Here is a 15,421-nt window from a genome sequence, read left to right as displayed (position 1 = left end):
GGCTTACAGGCACTTATAGTTGAAATTTTGGGAATTTTATTTTTTACAAAGGTAATAATGGCTGCAAGATAGGCATAGCAAGATTTTCAAGCTATTTTATCAATACATTTAGCACGCCAAGTACGGAAGAGCCGATAGTTCCTCAAACTTGACTGTATCCTGCTCAACCAGTAATTCAAACTTTCTACTATTGCTGCACGTAAATAAGAGGGTATCTATTAGCGGTGATAGCTTATTGTCTTGTGCTAACGCTACTCTAGCAAGCGAAGTGAGCGTCTGCCCTAGCATTGCTTGAAACTGTCCTTTCAATCTAGCCATGCAAGTGCGGCTCCTTTATTCTCTTCTATTTTAAATACGTTATCTAAAAACTTGTTAAAATATTGATATTTGTTGAGGTAATTGAAAAATGAAATTAGCAGAGTTACCAAAGCAAGTAATTGAAGACCTTTCTCAAGAAGACAACTGGCGGTTAGATATTGACCCTGGATTTGATGCCAAGCATGAATTTTGGATGCGTTGGCAGCATTTTATTGCTTTACCAGAAGAACGTCCTTCATACTCTGAGATGAGTGAAGATGATTTAGCTGATTTTATCAATTTTAATGGTTTTGACATACTTTTACCTGTTAGCCGTTCTCATCATCCCAATATTGCATTAATTCGCTTGATTCCTAGTGCTGATAACAAAACGGTAACACTATATTTGCATGACTCTTTTCACGAAGATTGGTTTACAGATGAATGGGGTGCAAGATACGGTTTTTTGGCTGTTGCTGACCGTTATGAAAAATTTGGCTGTAATTTTTATTTAGCTTCTTACTATCATTTCTGCTATTTGATTAATCAGGATTACGAAATTGCAAAGCAAATAATGCAACAGAAATTGGCGAATCAATAAAGATGCTCAATAATTCATATTTTAGATTCAATAAAATAGGCGCCGTAACCACTCAACAAAAACTAATGCTAGGGGCGAATTATAACTTAATACTTGTGAAGTTATAGCTTGTCCCATAGGCATTCCTGGTGTTTGTTGACAAGCGAGCCAAGTATGTATCAAAGCCTTGGGATTATGAATTAAAGTGTAACGGTTTAAACCAGCCTGTTCAATGTCGTGTAAAAATAACTCAGCTTTTGTAAGTAGTCCATCATCTTCTAATATTAGTCGAGCTACAAAATTTTCCAACATTCCAGGTAGTTGGTTATCTGGCATTAGCCAAACTCCTACTTTTGGTAAATTTGTTGCTGCTGTTTCTGTATAAACCCAACCTTCTAATGGTGGTGCTTTTGGAATATTTTGATAACCATTCGCATTTAAACGAGAAGATACTGACTGCCAGCGTGCGGCTAAATCTTGGTCTGCATCAATTACAATTCCTAATGTACGGAAGTTTTCTTGCTTCAAACGAATTGGTATTTCAGCTAAAACAGCTTCGATACCTTGTCCATAGTCTTCTTCCTTAGGTACTTCCACAGAAAAAGTTTCTGGTAATTGATGTTTCTCGCATAAAGCCCAGATTACATGGCGGTCGTTTTTGCCTTCAACTAGTAATTGTTGAGGTTTTATTTTAGGTGGTTTTGATGCTTTTGGCATTAACGCACCTCGATACTTTGGCGGACGGCAATTGATAATTCCTTGCTATTATATTCAACCACTCGTATATTTTCCTCTTGACGACTCAAGCGAAACAATTTTCCAATTGAACTATCTTCTAATGGAGCTAATGCTTCCTGAAAAGAGGCTATACAGTCCCAACTATGAGTAGTTGCGAATATCTGAATATTAAGCTCTTTTGCTATCTCAAGTAGAAAGTGCCACATTTGGCTTTGAGCTTCATAATGTAGACCTGTTTCAATTTCATCTATTAGTAAAAATCCATTTTCTACCGTTACTGATGCCATTGCTATCGCCAAAATACGCCGCATTCCTTCACCCATACTAATTAATGGAATTGGTTGAGGGTAAGTATCGAGTTTGAGAAGAATACTAGAGTGATAATTTGGATAACTAGTAAAGCCAACTCTTCTAACTGCTGGTTCTAAAATTTGCAGCGCTGAAACAACCTTATTTTCTTTGGGTGTAAGTAAAATACTGTTCCATAACTCAGATAATTTCTGAAAATTTAGATTACTGCTTGCTAATAATAAGCTTGGTTTCTTAGGGAGAATTGGCAAATTATCTTGTTTAACAACAGTTCCATCAGCTAAGAGATTAATTTTGATTGGACTATTAGAACCGTCCGAGCAAATAATTTCAAAACTGTTTTGATTAAAAATATTTTTATGACTTATTTTGCGTATACTAAATGATAAATCTTGATTCGATGACTTAATCAAGATATCTTGATTATCATTTGATTCAAAACCGTAAAACAAATTACGAACTTCTTCGCTTAAGTACTGAGATAATTGATATTGATTCCCATCCCCACTTAAAACGGGAAGTTTATCAGTTTCAACACGATTCTGAAGCAGTTCAATTAAAGACCGATGAACGTCATCTTGATTAACTAATAAATATATAGCTTCTAACAAGCTGGTTTTACCACTGTTATTCATGCCAACCAGCAGATTTACTCTCGCAAAATCGTTGATGTGTAAATCCTTGAAGCAGCGATAGTTTTGTACTGTCAGGTCATTTAACATTAAATCCTCGGCGCCGTTCTGCGCTTATATTATCTCCTATTTTAATGGTGTTCCCTTACCCAGGCGCCGTAATACTGCCTGGTTATAAATTTTTGAAAGGATATAATTGCAGGATTGGTAAAAAACATAACATGAGCTTTACGAACAGGCAAGATGCCTATTCTACATAATCTGTTATAAAAATTAATAATTCATTATATAACTTTTGATAGATGTGTAAATAGAATCATCTAAATGCACAATCCGGATTAAGAATGAGATTCCGTATCAATCGCTACGATTTAAAGCTCCTAATTTTTTACGCTAACAAAAGGAGCGTATAAGAGCATAAATAATTTGGTATGGGTAAAAAGAATTTAATCGTGATTGGCAATGGCATGGTCGGTCACAGGTTTTTGGAACGGATGATAGAATCTAACCGAAGAGAGGGTGCCACTGCAAATTGGAATTTAATAACTTTTTGCGAGGAACCGCGCGTTGCTTATGACCGGGTTAACCTCAGCAGCTTTTTTTCTGGTAAAAGTGCCGCAGACCTGACTTTGGTTGAACCTGGCTTTTATCAAGATAATAATGTCAAAATTTATATTGGTGACAAAGTAGTTTCCATAGACCGCGCGAATAAACAAGTTGTTTCTCAGAACGGTGTTAGTTTAACTTACGACAAATTAGTTATTGCTACTGGTTCATACCCATTTGTACCTCCCATAAAAGGACAAGATACCGAAGGAACGTTCGTTTATCGAACTATAGAAGATTTAGAGGCAATTGCTAACTACGGTAAAAACTGCAAAGTTGGGGTAGTTGTTGGTGGTGGATTACTTGGTTTAGAGTGTGCGAATGCTTTAAAAAACCTGGGAGTTGAAACTCATGTAGTTGAGTTTATGCCGCGTTTGATGCCTGTTCAGGTTGATGATGGAGGTGGAAGTGTACTCCGAAAACGCATTGAAGATTTAGGAGTGAGCATTCACACGAGCAAATCTACTACTGAAATTGTCAGCGAACAAGGTAAAGTTCACAAAATGCTGTTTGCCGATGGTTCTGAGTTGCAAACTGACATGATTGTGTTTTCAGCAGGTATTCGTCCCCGTGATGAATTAGCTTCATCTTGCGAATTGGAAGTTGGTACACGTGGTGGAATTGTTATTAATGATTTTTGCCAAACCTCTGATAATGATATTTACGCTATTGGAGAATGCGCGCTTTACCAAAATAGAATTTACGGTTTAGTAGCGCCGGGTTACAAGATGGCAGAAGTTGCGGCAGACCATGTGCGTGTGTGTGCGCGTGTTCGTAATACTCACTTTAGTGAGAACCAGAACCGCTTCACAGGCGCCGACATGTCAACCAAGTTAAAATTACTAGGTGTAGATGTCGCTAGTTTTGGAGATGCGTTTGCTAAAACACCTGGTTCACAAGAAATAGTTATTCAAAACGCAGTTGAGGGGACTTATAAAAAGTTAGTTATTAACTCTGAAGGTACTTATTTACTAGGTGGGATATTAGTTGGTGACGCTTCTGCGTATGGAATGCTACTCCAAATGGTGCAGAATCAAATACCTCTACCACAACATCCAGAAGATTTAATATTGCCACAGCGTACAGCTAGCAAAGCTTCATTTGGCGTAGAAAGTTTACCTGATACTGCCCAAATTTGTTCGTGTAATAACGTTAGTAAAGGCGCCATTTGCAGTGCAATACGCGACCAAAAGTTAATGGATATAGGCGCCGTTAAGCAATGTACGCAAGCTGGAACAGGATGCGGTGGTTGTGTACCGTTGGTGACAGATTTATTAAAAGACGAGTTAAAGAAAGCTGGAGTTGAAGTCAAAAATCACTTGTGCGAACATTTTGCATATTCTAGACAGGAATTATATCACCTTGTTCGTAGTCAAAAAATTATCACATTTGATGAATTATTACATAACCACGGTAAAGGTAAAGGATGCGAAATTTGTAAACCTGCCGTTGCATCAATTCTTGCTTCCGCTTGGAATGATTATATTCTCAACCCACCTCACGCCGGACTCCAAGATACTAACGATGCTTTCCTTGCCAACATCCAAAAAGATGGTTCTTATTCAGTAATTCCTCGCATTCCAGGAGGAGAAATTACACCAGATGGTTTAATTATTCTGGGTCAAATTGCAAAAGACTTTGGACTATATACCAAAATAACAGGCGCCCAGCGTATAGATATGTTCGGCGCCAGAGTAGACCAATTACCCCACATTTGGAAGCGTTTAGTAGATGCTGGTTTTGAATCGGGTCATGCTTATGGTAAAGCATTACGAACCGTAAAATCTTGTGTTGGTAGCACTTGGTGTAGATTTGGTGTCCAAGATTCTGTAGGGATGTCTATTAAATTAGAATTAAGATATCGCGGATTACGGGCGCCGCACAAATTAAAGAGTGCTGTTTCTGGTTGTACGCGCGAATGTGCAGAAGCGCAAAGTAAAGACTTTGGAGTTATAGCGACAGAAAACGGTTGGAACCTTTATGTGTGTGGTAACGGTGGTATGAAACCACAACATGCTCAACTTTTAGCAGCAGACTTAGACGACGAAACTTTAATTAAATATATAGACCGTTTTCTAATGTTCTATATACGCACTGCAAACCGTTTAGAACGTACTGCGACTTGGTTTAATAAGTTAGAAGGTGGTATTGAATATCTCAAAGAAGTAGTTATCGAAGACTCTTTGGGAATATGTGCCGAACTTGAGTCAGAAATGGCGCATCACGTCGAAACTTATGCTTGTGAATGGAAAGCAACTATTGAAGACCCTGCAAAAATCGCGCGCTTCCGTCACTTTATTAACACCGATGATACTGACCCCAATTTAGTATACGTCGAAGAAAGAGAACAACGGCGCCCTGCCAGTCAAGAAGAAAGAACAGTATTAATTTAATCCCCCCAATATCTAAACCTATGCTTCAAACTGCATCAAACCAACAAACAACGCAATGGATAACCGTTTGCTCACTTGAACAAATCATTCCGAATACAGGAGTATGTGCATTACTTAAAGGTAAACAAATAGCAATATTCAGAATAGGAAACACCGAAGAAACTTATGCTATTTGCAACTACGACCCCTTTAGTAAAACATACGTTTTATCTAGAGGAATTATTGGCGACCGTAACGGTGTTCCCAAAGTAGCTTCTCCTATCTACAAACAAAACTTCAATTTAACTACAGGTAAATGTTTAGATAACGAAGCAATCAGCGTTCGCACGTTTCCAACTAAAGTTGTTGATGGTCAAGTAATGGTTAGCGTAGCATAGCTTTTTACCACAGAGACACGGAGTACACAGAGAGGTAGAGCATGTATCTCTGTGCCCTCTGCGCCTCTGTTATACAGGCCATGTTTTGCTATGAGTTCTAGCAATCGACTCAATTATACCCTTTGTCTTTGCTCGCAATGGGATATCTACTAGAGTATAAAATAGCCATTTAATTGCTATAGAAAACTGGCGTTCGTTTAACATGGCAAAAAGCCGTTTAGGTGTTTGAAACATTTCTTTATACATATGTTTATACCATTTTTCAGATGGCTTCTCTTTTGTCACTAACTCTTTGAAGGTCAATATAATTCCCATCAAAAAACATAGATAATACTCAATAACAGAGCCTGATTTCAAATTTTCATAAAGAAAATTCAAATCTCCTCCAACCCATCTCCAACTTCTATCCTTTGAGGGAGCATGGAAATGGTCTGCTTTTGCAGTCTCTACCTTAATAATTTTTAAACCATGTCTTTGAATTCGGCGCATAAATTCATGTTCATCACAACTATTAGTCTTAAAGTAACGAAGATTTGTATCAAAACGGAAGTTGTTAAAAACCAATTGTCGAAATGACATAAGACTACCTGAGCCAAATGTTTTTGTTCCCTCTTTCCAGGAACCACCATATTCGTAAACACATCCCCAAATCGCCATTACATCTAAGTCATTTTCGTATACCTTGACTAACTCATCAAGGCAGTCTGGATGCAACCTTACATCATCATCGCTGAATACTATAATCTCACCTTTAGCATTAGCAACACCGATATTTCTCGAAAAACATGTCCCTTGGTTCTTCTTATTATGAATAACTAGTAGGTTATTCATTTCATCTACACAACTGTCAAGAAAAGTTTGCGTTTCATCTGTGGAACCATCATTGACAACAATAATCTCGTAGTTTGGGTAGGTAAGTTGGGTTAATCCAGGGAAACAATATTTATTTAGACTTGAGGTACGATTGTAGGTTGAGATAACAATTGACACAAGTGGTTTTTTCATGTGATTTTGTGGGTTATATTTCCAATTGAATATCATATTTAGATGATTCCCCAAAATTCCCAAGAAGTAACATATGGAGTGTTTCTTTTAATGAACTTAAAAATTCTAAGTAATAATACTTAATTTTTTCATACATAGCCGTAATTGCGTAATTATTTATATTTATTAGCAACAAATATAACTAGTAAACTACGTAAGCGTTTTTCTAATGGTGCCATTCAATAGACTCTCGAAAGGAACATTGAAATCACTTTTTGCGTCTGCGTAGCCTTAACTGGTAGTTAAATATATTTGGCTAAATATTTTTGTTCTTAAGTAATTTTTATGTCTAAAGGTGTTCGTACAATTCTACTGTTATTACTCGGCGCCCAATTAAATACTGTTCCTGTTGTCCAAGCGCAAACACCAACTCCAACCCCAACCCCTAGAACTATTTGTCCAGCGCAACTTGCATCTAATCTTGATGTTGTTGTTAACCGTCCGTTGTTTAATAGGGTGCGGTGGGGTTTGTTAGTGCAAAATTTGAATGGGCAAACGTTATATAACCGTGATGCCAACAAGTTGTTTACTCCTGCTTCTAATACTAAGTTACTAACTACGGCAGCGGCTTTACAACAGCTAGGCGCCAATTTTAGAATTCGCACTTCAGTTTACCAAGAAGCGAATGGTGTGTTGCGAGTTGTGGGTAGAGGCGACCCAAGTATTACTGATGCACAGTTAACAGCGTTAGCGAAACAACTCAAAGCTAAAGGTATTACTAAAATTAATAAATTAATTGCTGATGATAGCTATGTTCAAGGTGACGTTGTAGTACCAAGTTGGCAATGGGAAGATGTACAGTCAGACTATGGCGCCGCTTTTGGTAGTTTTGTAGTGAATGAAAATGCATTTACTATTAGACTGGCGCCGCAAGCTGTAGGTAGACCGCTACAAATTAACTGGATAGACCCTAACGAAGCACGCATATGGCGAATACTTAACCAGTCGGTGACAGTTGCAAACAACCAAGAAACTAACCTGAATGTAACGCGCGACTTATCAGGAAATGTGCTAAAAATTCAGGGACAGCTTGCTGCAAATGCAAACCCGTTTGCTGTTACTTTACCTGTGGTTGACCCAAATTTCTTTTTCTTACGTCGCTTTCGTGTGGCTTTAGCGAGTGAAGGAATAACTTTAGGAGAAACTGCTGTTGAAGTAGGCGGCGCCAGTCAACTAGAAGTAGCAGCTATTCAGTCACCGACTATGGGTGAACTAGCAGCAAAAACAAATGTAGACAGTAATAATTTATATGCAGAGTCTTTATTGAATGCATTAGCTGTTAGACAAACTCGAAAACCAGGACAAACAACATCAGCTTTAGGGTTAGAGGTTCTCAAAACAACTTTAACGCAACTTCGAGTTAACCCAACTAGTTACTTCATCGTTGACGGTTCTGGTTTATCACGCAAAAACTTAATTAGTCCCGAAGCATTAGTACAAGTATTACAAGGAATGGCAAAGGCGCCGACTGCATCTGTATTTCGTGCATCATTACCTATAGCAGGTAGAACAGGCACCCTTAAAAATAGGTTTCGCGGTACACCCGCAGAAGGTATAGTTATAGCAAAAACAGGAACAGTAGGAGGTGTTGTTTCCTTATCTGGCTATATAACTACACCTAACTACGAACCCTTAGTATTCAGCGTAATAGTAAATCAAACCGAACAACCTGCCAGAGTTTTACGCCAAGCTGTCGATGAAATGGTAGTAACAATGACACAACTAAGACGTTGTTAAAAAAATTAAATTAACCATCTTGTGGACTTGTGGAACGGGCATCCCTGCCCGTCCTAATACTCTCTTATTATTCAAGATACTGAACCAACATATCTTTATAACTGTATCAATAGCTGTTGTGTTATTAGATTTTTTACGATTACAGTATTTTAGGTTTTTATACTTATACACGTGTGTAAGCTACTATTCCTGAATAAGTTGGGTTCCGTTCCTCCACCCAACCTACGATATGGAGCGAAAGTTCAGTAGTTGCTAGAAAGTTAGGCAAAAAAGGTTTAATGTTAAAGAAATTTAAACTAAGTCCTAATTTTGAGGCTTTTGATGATATGGCGTTGACGCTCCCAGTACAATATAGTTTTTTGCCTCGTTTTTATCGGCTTGCCAGCGTTAGCGCACTGTCGAATATGATGGTACCGCTAGCTGGGATTGTTGATATTGCCTTTTTGGGACACTTGGCTGATATTCGTCACTTGGCTGGAGTGGTTCTAGCTACTATCTTGTTTGACTATCTTTACCGCGTGTTGAAGTTTCTCCGTACTAGCACTAACGCACTAACTGCCCAAGCTGTAGGACTTGATGACTCGAAGGGTGTGTTACTTGCTCTTTTGCGAAGCGGTTTGGTAGCGTTGACAATAGGTGTGCTAATTGTATTACTGCAATATCCTTTACAAAAGTTGGGTTTTGCAATTTTGAGCGGTTCTCCAGAAATTGAAGCGTCGGGAGTTGATTATTTTTGCGCGCGCATTTGGGGGGCGCCTGCTGTTTTACTAAATTTTGTTCTTATCGGTTGGTTTTTGGGACGTGAGATGAATGGCATTGTGCTGTTTATGTCTATTATGGGTAATGGCTCAAATGTTGCCCTAGATTATTTAATGATTAATAAGTTCGGTTGGGAAAGTATGGGCGCCGGACTTGCGACAGCAGCGAGTCAATATTTAGCGTTGATAACTGCTTTGATTTGCTTATGCTTTACTATTCAATGGCAAATACTACCAAATGCTGTAAAAGAAGTTTTTGATTGGGCTGCACTTAAAGATACAGTCGTACTCAAAAGTAATATTTTGATTCGTTTTTTGGCTTTGATTTCTGCTTATGCCATTTTTACTAATATAAGTGCATCTATGGGGACAACTGTTTTAGCTGAAAACGGTTTGATTCTCCAAATTGCTTTGTTGAGCCAGTTTACTATTCAAGGTGTAGGAATGACGGCTCAAACTTTAACTGGTAACTTCAAAGGCAAAGGCGATACACAAAAGCTACTACCTTTGCTGACTGTTTCAATCATGACTAGTTTGTTAATAGCTTTTGTAATTGCAATTGTATCGGTAATATTCCCTGATAGAATATTTGGACTATTAACCAATCATACCGAAGTTAGCCAACACATTAACACTTACACTATTTGGTTACTGCCTTTATTAGGATTTACGTCTATTGCTTTTATGTTAGAAGGATATTTCATTGGCTTGAAAGAAGGCGCCACTTTACGCAACGCTGTTTTAATTGCTTTCTTCTTTGGTTTCCTTCCTCTAGCGTTTACCGCTTGGTACTACCACAATAATCATATATTATGGCTTGGTCTTGTATCGTACATGCTAACTATCACATTGGCACTTAGTATAAATCTTCCTCGCACTATCGGCGCCTTTAACCAACTTTCAACAGAAGGTGTTCACAGTGCGTAAATGTAATTAAATCTTTAGCACAGGTATCGGCGCCTGTGCTATTGTCAAGCAAGAAACCTGGTTTCTAAGTTTTGCCTATGTTTTCAAAAGGCTTTTTCATCGGAGTTAACCCTTAATTGTTATCTCTGCGGTTCTGGATGAAGAAATCGCCGTAACTGCGATGCAAGCAGGAGCTAATGATTTTGTCAGCAAAGGTCGTTTAAAACGATTAATACCTGCCATAGAGCGCTCATTACGAGAAGCAGAAAATAATCGTCAACGTCAACAAGCAGAAAAGGCATTAAAAGAAAGCGAGCAAAAAGTACAAGCTTTTAACGAACGTTTAACCCTAGCGTTAGATGCAGTGCAAATGGGAATTTGGGATTGGGATATTCCTACGAATGAAACCATCTGGACACCGTATCACGAAATTATTTTAGGCTATACACCAGGTACACCACAGCGCAGCTACGCAGAATGGGCAAACCGGGTACATCCTGAAGATTTACCCCAAGTTGAAATGCAGTTACAAGCAGCAATTGCCCAAAAGCGCAACTGGGAACAAGAGTATCGTATCATCCATCCCAACGGTAGCTTACATTGGGTAACTAGTCGTGGTCGTATTTATTACAACGACGTAGGACAAGCAATGCGAATGGTAGGGATAATTATTGATATTACCGAGAAAAAACAACTAGAAACCCAATTTTTACGCGCTCAGAGGTTAGAAAACCTTGGTATTCTCGCTAGCGGTATTGCTCATGACCTCAACAATATTCTCACACCAATTCTGGCCACCGCTCAACTGTTACCAGTGACTATTGCCAATTTAAGCGACCGCAATCGGCATTATCTCAATATTTTGGAAACCAGCACAAGACGTGGCGCCGATTTAGTCCAACAAATTCTTTCGTTTGCCAGAGGAACAGAAGACAAACGTCTAATGTTACAAGTTAAGCATTTACTATTAGATATTGAAAAAGTAATTAAAAGTACATTTCCAAAATTTATTGAACTTGAAAAAAATATTAATTATAACCTTTGGACGGTAAACGCTAATGCAACACAACTACATCAGGTGTTTATGAACTTAGTTATAAATGCCCGCGATGCAATGCCCAATGGCGGTACTTTAAATCTATCTGCCACTAATATATATATTGATGAAACTTATAATGCCACAAATCCGGAAGCACAAATAGGAGCTTATGTCGTCGTCAGCGTTAGTGATACAGGTACAGGTATACCTCCAGACATTATTGAAAAAATATTTGACCCCTTTTTCACAACAAAAGAAGTGGGTAAAGGTACAGGATTAGGTTTATCTACAGTGTTTAGCATTATCAAAAAACACGGTGGTTTTATTGAAGTATCTAGCACAATAAATCAAGGTAGTTGTTTTAAAGTTTACTTACCAGCAACTACAACAGCTAACGAACAACTCAATACAGAAGACTTTGAATTACCGAAAGGAAACGGAGAATTAATTTTATTAGTAGACGACGAAATTGCAATAGGTGATATCACCAAAACAACATTAGAAGCATATAATTACACAGTATTACTTGCAAGAAACGGTATGGAAGCAATCGCTTCATATGTTCAATATAAAAATACTATTAAGTTAGTATTAATGGACATCCACATGCCATCAGTTGATGGAAAAACTGCTATTATCACTCTACAAAAAATCAATTCCCAAGTACCTATTATTGCCATGAGCGGTAGTAAAGATGGTATGGGAGAAAACCCTCAAATTAACTATAACGAATTACAAGGCTTTTTACCCAAACCTTTTACTGTTTATGAATTATTAACTATATTACAAAACGTTCTCCATTCTTAAATAAATAAAACATAAAAACGTCGTTATCTTCTAAGTCTCTTCTCAAAATCTCTTGTGGGATGGGCATCCTTGCCCGTCCCTAATACTATAAGCAAATTAAAGGCGCCTAACTAACCAGACATATCAAAGCTTATCATAAGCGACTATTTATATTCTTATATAAACCACTCTGCACTAACAACCGATGTTATGCATGATGGACTCGACCATACAGTTCATAGCTTGATGCCTCCTTCATTTCATGAAAAGCAAATAAGTATGATGAATTTTGCTATTCGCAAACTCGGCGCCTGAAGTAGCGTCTAAGCAAAACTTATCTACGTTAAAATGGAGGCGCCATACATGTAAAATAGATGCCATGACTGCCATTACTATTGACTTTAACAGTGTAGTCAAGCTTACTGACGACCAATTTTACCAACTGTGTCAGGATAATCCTGATATCAAATTTGAGCGTAACCAATGGGGGAAACTAGTAATAATGCCACCAACAGGAGGAGAAACAGGAAAACGTAATGCATCTGTTATTGCTGATTTTGTAATTTGGAACCGTCAAACCAAATTAGGAGAAGTATTTGACTCTTCAACTTGTTTTAAACTTCCTAATGGTCCTGACCGTTCCCCAGATGTCTCATGGATACAATTAGAAAGGTGGAATGCACTTACCGACGCACAACGAGAGAAATTTCCCCCTATTGCTCCTGACTTTGTATTGGAATTAATGTCTCCGTCTGATAGCTTGAGCGAAACACAAGCCAAAATGCGCGAATATATGGGCGCCGAAGTTAGATTAGGTTGGTTAATAGATAGAAAAAGTCGTCGTGTAGAAATTTACCGTTTAGGACAACAAGTTGAAATATTAGATGCTCCTGCGACTTTATCTGGAGAGGACGTGCTACCAGGGTTTGTTCTAGATATGCAGTTTGTATGGTAAAGACGTGATTAATCACGTCTCTACTTCTTATTCACGGTCTAAGCAAAACTTATCTACGTTAAAATGGAGGCGCCTACATGTAATATAGATGCCATGACTGCCATTACTATTGACTTTAACAGTGTAGTCAAGCTGACTGACGACCAATTTTACCAACTGTGTCAGGATAATCCTGATATCAAATTTGAGCGTAACCAATGGGGGAAACTAGTTATAATGCCACCAACAGGAGGAGAAACAGGAAAACGTAACGCTAAACTAACCACGAGGTTTGTTGTGTGGAACGAGCAAACTCAATTAGGAGAAGTATTTGATTCCTCTACTTGTTTTAAACTTCCTAATGGCGCCGACCGTTCCCCAGATGTATCATGGATACAATTAGAAAGATGGAATGGACTTACCGACGCACAACGAGAGAAATTTCCTCCCATTGCTCCTGACTTTGTATTGGAATTAATGTCTCCATCTGATAGCTTGAGCGAAACACAAGCCAAAATGCGCGAATATATCGAAGCGAAAGTTAGATTAGGTTGGTTAATAGATAGAAAAAATCGTCGCGTAGAAATTTACCGTTTAGGACAACAAGTTGAAATATTAGATGCTCCTACGACTTTATCAGGAGAAGACGTGTTACCAGGGTTTATTTTAGATATGCAGTTTGTATGGTAAAGACGTGATTAATCACGTCTCTACTTATCGGTATAGTAATTTTAAGTCGGAAGGCGCCTCAACCTCCACTAGTTTTAACTTCCATGTCAAGATTTCAACACAATACTTCTTAACAATAACTGTAATCGGCTTAGATTGTATAAAATATTTATTATGATTAAGTAGTGATTGAGTTATAAACATTATTGGTGTAGCTTTTAAGATTATTATTGTCGAGTTTGTCTAAGTGTAAGTACTGTTAATAACACTTGATTGAACACAGGTATTAGGGTGAGAAATCAATTGAACAGTGATTTTTGCTTTTCTGTCACATAACATATTTGGCAACAACATTAATATATATACAGGTAAATTTATCTAGAGGTTGTTAGTATAGTATTGATACCTACATCGATGGTATTATGTCACGCTGCCAATTATGACAGGTCGTTATGGCATTGAATCTACCCAAAATTCCAATTTGGTTAAAAATATCTATCGCACCGATAGGTACTCTAATTGCTTTTGCTTTTCAGGGCATTATTGGAAACACAGCTGATGAGGCTCTTAAACACGTTTTACCTATTCTCATATCTATAAAAGTTCCTCTGTGGGCTGCGCTGTTATGTGGGCTTGTTGTGGTTCTTCCTTGTCTGTTGGTTATACAGCGCTATCATGCCGCACATCAAATATCTGTAAAACTTCATTCTCTTGATGAAACTCTATGGTATTTGCTGCCTAAGTTATGTGAGGCGCCTGATGCTAGTCTAGCTTTACAACGTTTTTTCGATGAATTTTTAGAGCAAACTCTTGAATTCCTCCAACTTTTAGACGGTTGTGGTATCGCTGTATACGCTCCTGATACTACTGACCCTGATTATCTTACTACTTGGTTTTTCCTTGAGTATCCTAATGAAAGTCCTGATAAAGCACGCTTTTATATTGGAAATGGTTCTAATGCTAGACGTGGTATTGCAGGTCTGACTTTTTTAGATAAAAAAAGCTACGTTGTGCATTTGTCGAGAAAAAATGGAGAGTTACAAGCAGATAACCCCGAATATATCTTTTTTGATAAGGCTAAACGGCGCCGTTTCCCGTATAAATCTTTAATTACAGTTCCCATTATTGGGGATATGGGCGATTGTCTTGGGGTTATGTGCTTGTATAGTAATTGTGTTACTGCTTTTGATTCAAGTGCAGTTAAAAACCTGTTGGTTGCTATTTCTGGTCGTCTTTCTACTGCTATGCTCGTTGCAAAAGCACATCATATGCATCCTTTGCTTCCTTAAGCTATTTACTGCTAAAAATTGATGTTAGTTTATTTATAAAACGCGGTATTACACTTCGTTGTTTGGCTAAACCAAATGTTACAAGCGTATAATCTGTACCGTAGTCTCGTTCTGCTTGGTGAAACTGTTGTCTGGATATTCTGCCTCGCATATACTCTTTAGAGGCTTTGTTCAAACGTACTTGGCGCTCTTCTGCTGTTAATTTTTTGGCGAATTCGTTGTTACTTAAGCTATATACGCTTCTCATAATTTTATCTACTTAACTTTTTTATATTATTTATACTTGTACTTGTTACAGATAAATTCTTTCAGTTTTGTTAATCTAGC

Annotated in this window: 14 protein-coding genes; 9 read left to right on the top strand and 5 right to left on the bottom strand. The window is 37.9% G+C overall.

Features of this window, described 5'->3' with window-relative positions; genetic code table 11:
* Window positions 1-108: 108 nt before the first annotated feature.
* Window positions 109-318, bottom strand: coding sequence for a hypothetical protein (locus DSM106972_RS14615; RefSeq protein ID WP_127081393.1), 210 nt, complete (start codon window positions 316-318; stop codon window positions 109-111).
* A gap of 88 nt (window positions 319-406) precedes the next feature.
* On the opposite strand from DSM106972_RS14615, the gene DSM106972_RS14610 reads away from it, so the two are divergent.
* Window positions 407-898 (top strand): hypothetical protein, encoded by a 492-nt coding sequence (locus DSM106972_RS14610; protein ID WP_127081392.1) that lies wholly within the window; start codon window positions 407-409, stop codon window positions 896-898.
* Window positions 899-925: 27 nt separating this feature from the next.
* Here DSM106972_RS14610 and DSM106972_RS14605 read toward each other — a convergent pair whose 3' ends face one another.
* Entirely contained in the window at window positions 926-1,594 is a 669-nt protein-coding gene (locus DSM106972_RS14605) for a DUF3226 domain-containing protein (RefSeq protein WP_127081391.1), read from the bottom strand.
* A complete protein-coding gene (locus tag DSM106972_RS14600) occupies window positions 1,594-2,646 on the bottom strand; it encodes an AAA family ATPase (RefSeq protein WP_127081390.1) in 1,053 nt (350 codons plus the stop codon). The genes DSM106972_RS14605 and DSM106972_RS14600 overlap by 1 nt, the downstream gene beginning before the upstream one ends.
* A gap of 341 nt (window positions 2,647-2,987) precedes the next feature.
* Here DSM106972_RS14600 and nirB point away from each other — a divergent pair, with 341 nt between their 5' ends.
* Both nirB and nirD read left to right on the top strand, forming a co-directional pair.
* Window positions 2,988-5,555, top strand: coding sequence for a nitrite reductase large subunit NirB (gene nirB, locus DSM106972_RS14595; RefSeq protein WP_127081389.1), 2,568 nt, complete (start codon window positions 2,988-2,990; stop codon window positions 5,553-5,555).
* Between the two features lie 20 nt (window positions 5,556-5,575).
* A complete protein-coding gene (nirD, locus tag DSM106972_RS14590) occupies window positions 5,576-5,932 on the top strand; it encodes a nitrite reductase small subunit NirD (protein ID WP_127081388.1) in 357 nt (118 codons plus the stop codon).
* Between the two features lie 69 nt (window positions 5,933-6,001).
* Here the strand turns inward: nirD and DSM106972_RS14585 are convergent, their stop codons facing one another.
* Window positions 6,002-6,937 carry a glycosyltransferase family 2 protein gene (locus tag DSM106972_RS14585; protein WP_158632824.1) on the bottom strand — a complete coding sequence of 312 codons (936 nt, stop codon included), beginning with the start codon at window positions 6,935-6,937 and terminating at the stop codon, window positions 6,002-6,004.
* A 324-nt stretch (window positions 6,938-7,261) separates the two neighbouring features.
* Between DSM106972_RS14585 and dacB the strand changes: the two genes are divergently transcribed.
* From dacB to DSM106972_RS14555, 6 genes are all read left to right on the top strand, one after another.
* Window positions 7,262-8,713 carry a D-alanyl-D-alanine carboxypeptidase/D-alanyl-D-alanine endopeptidase gene (gene dacB / locus DSM106972_RS14580; RefSeq protein WP_127081386.1) on the top strand — a complete coding sequence of 484 codons (1,452 nt, stop codon included), beginning with the start codon at window positions 7,262-7,264 and terminating at the stop codon, window positions 8,711-8,713.
* 326 nt (window positions 8,714-9,039) lie between these two features.
* The gene (gene gntT, locus DSM106972_RS14575) at window positions 9,040-10,398 is read left to right on the top strand and encodes a guanitoxin biosynthesis MATE family efflux transporter GntT (protein ID WP_127081591.1); all 1,359 of its coding nucleotides are present in this window, start codon (window positions 9,040-9,042) and stop codon (window positions 10,396-10,398) included.
* Window positions 10,399-10,558: 160 nt separating this feature from the next.
* Entirely contained in the window at window positions 10,559-12,223 is a 1,665-nt protein-coding gene (locus DSM106972_RS14570; protein ID WP_127081385.1) for a hybrid sensor histidine kinase/response regulator, read from the top strand.
* Between the two features lie 358 nt (window positions 12,224-12,581).
* Window positions 12,582-13,157 carry a Uma2 family endonuclease gene (locus tag DSM106972_RS14565; protein ID WP_127081590.1) on the top strand — a complete coding sequence of 192 codons (576 nt, stop codon included), beginning with the start codon at window positions 12,582-12,584 and terminating at the stop codon, window positions 13,155-13,157.
* Window positions 13,158-13,250: 93 nt separating this feature from the next.
* The gene (locus DSM106972_RS14560) at window positions 13,251-13,826 is read left to right on the top strand and encodes a Uma2 family endonuclease (RefSeq protein WP_127081384.1); all 576 of its coding nucleotides are present in this window, start codon (window positions 13,251-13,253) and stop codon (window positions 13,824-13,826) included.
* A gap of 431 nt (window positions 13,827-14,257) precedes the next feature.
* A complete protein-coding gene (locus DSM106972_RS14555) occupies window positions 14,258-15,094 on the top strand; it encodes a GAF domain-containing protein (RefSeq protein ID WP_127081383.1) in 837 nt (278 codons plus the stop codon).
* 1 nt (window position 15,095) lies between these two features.
* Here the strand turns inward: DSM106972_RS14555 and DSM106972_RS14550 are convergent, their stop codons facing one another.
* A complete protein-coding gene (locus DSM106972_RS14550) occupies window positions 15,096-15,341 on the bottom strand; it encodes a hypothetical protein (protein WP_127081382.1) in 246 nt (81 codons plus the stop codon).
* Window positions 15,342-15,421: the final 80 nt, after the last annotated feature.

Source organism: Dulcicalothrix desertica PCC 7102 (assembly GCF_003991905.1).
GTDB lineage: Bacteria > Cyanobacteriota > Cyanobacteriia > Cyanobacteriales > Nostocaceae > Dulcicalothrix > Dulcicalothrix desertica.
Note: the sequence above shows the minus strand (reverse complement) of the source record. Positions and strands in the feature narration are given on the sequence as shown.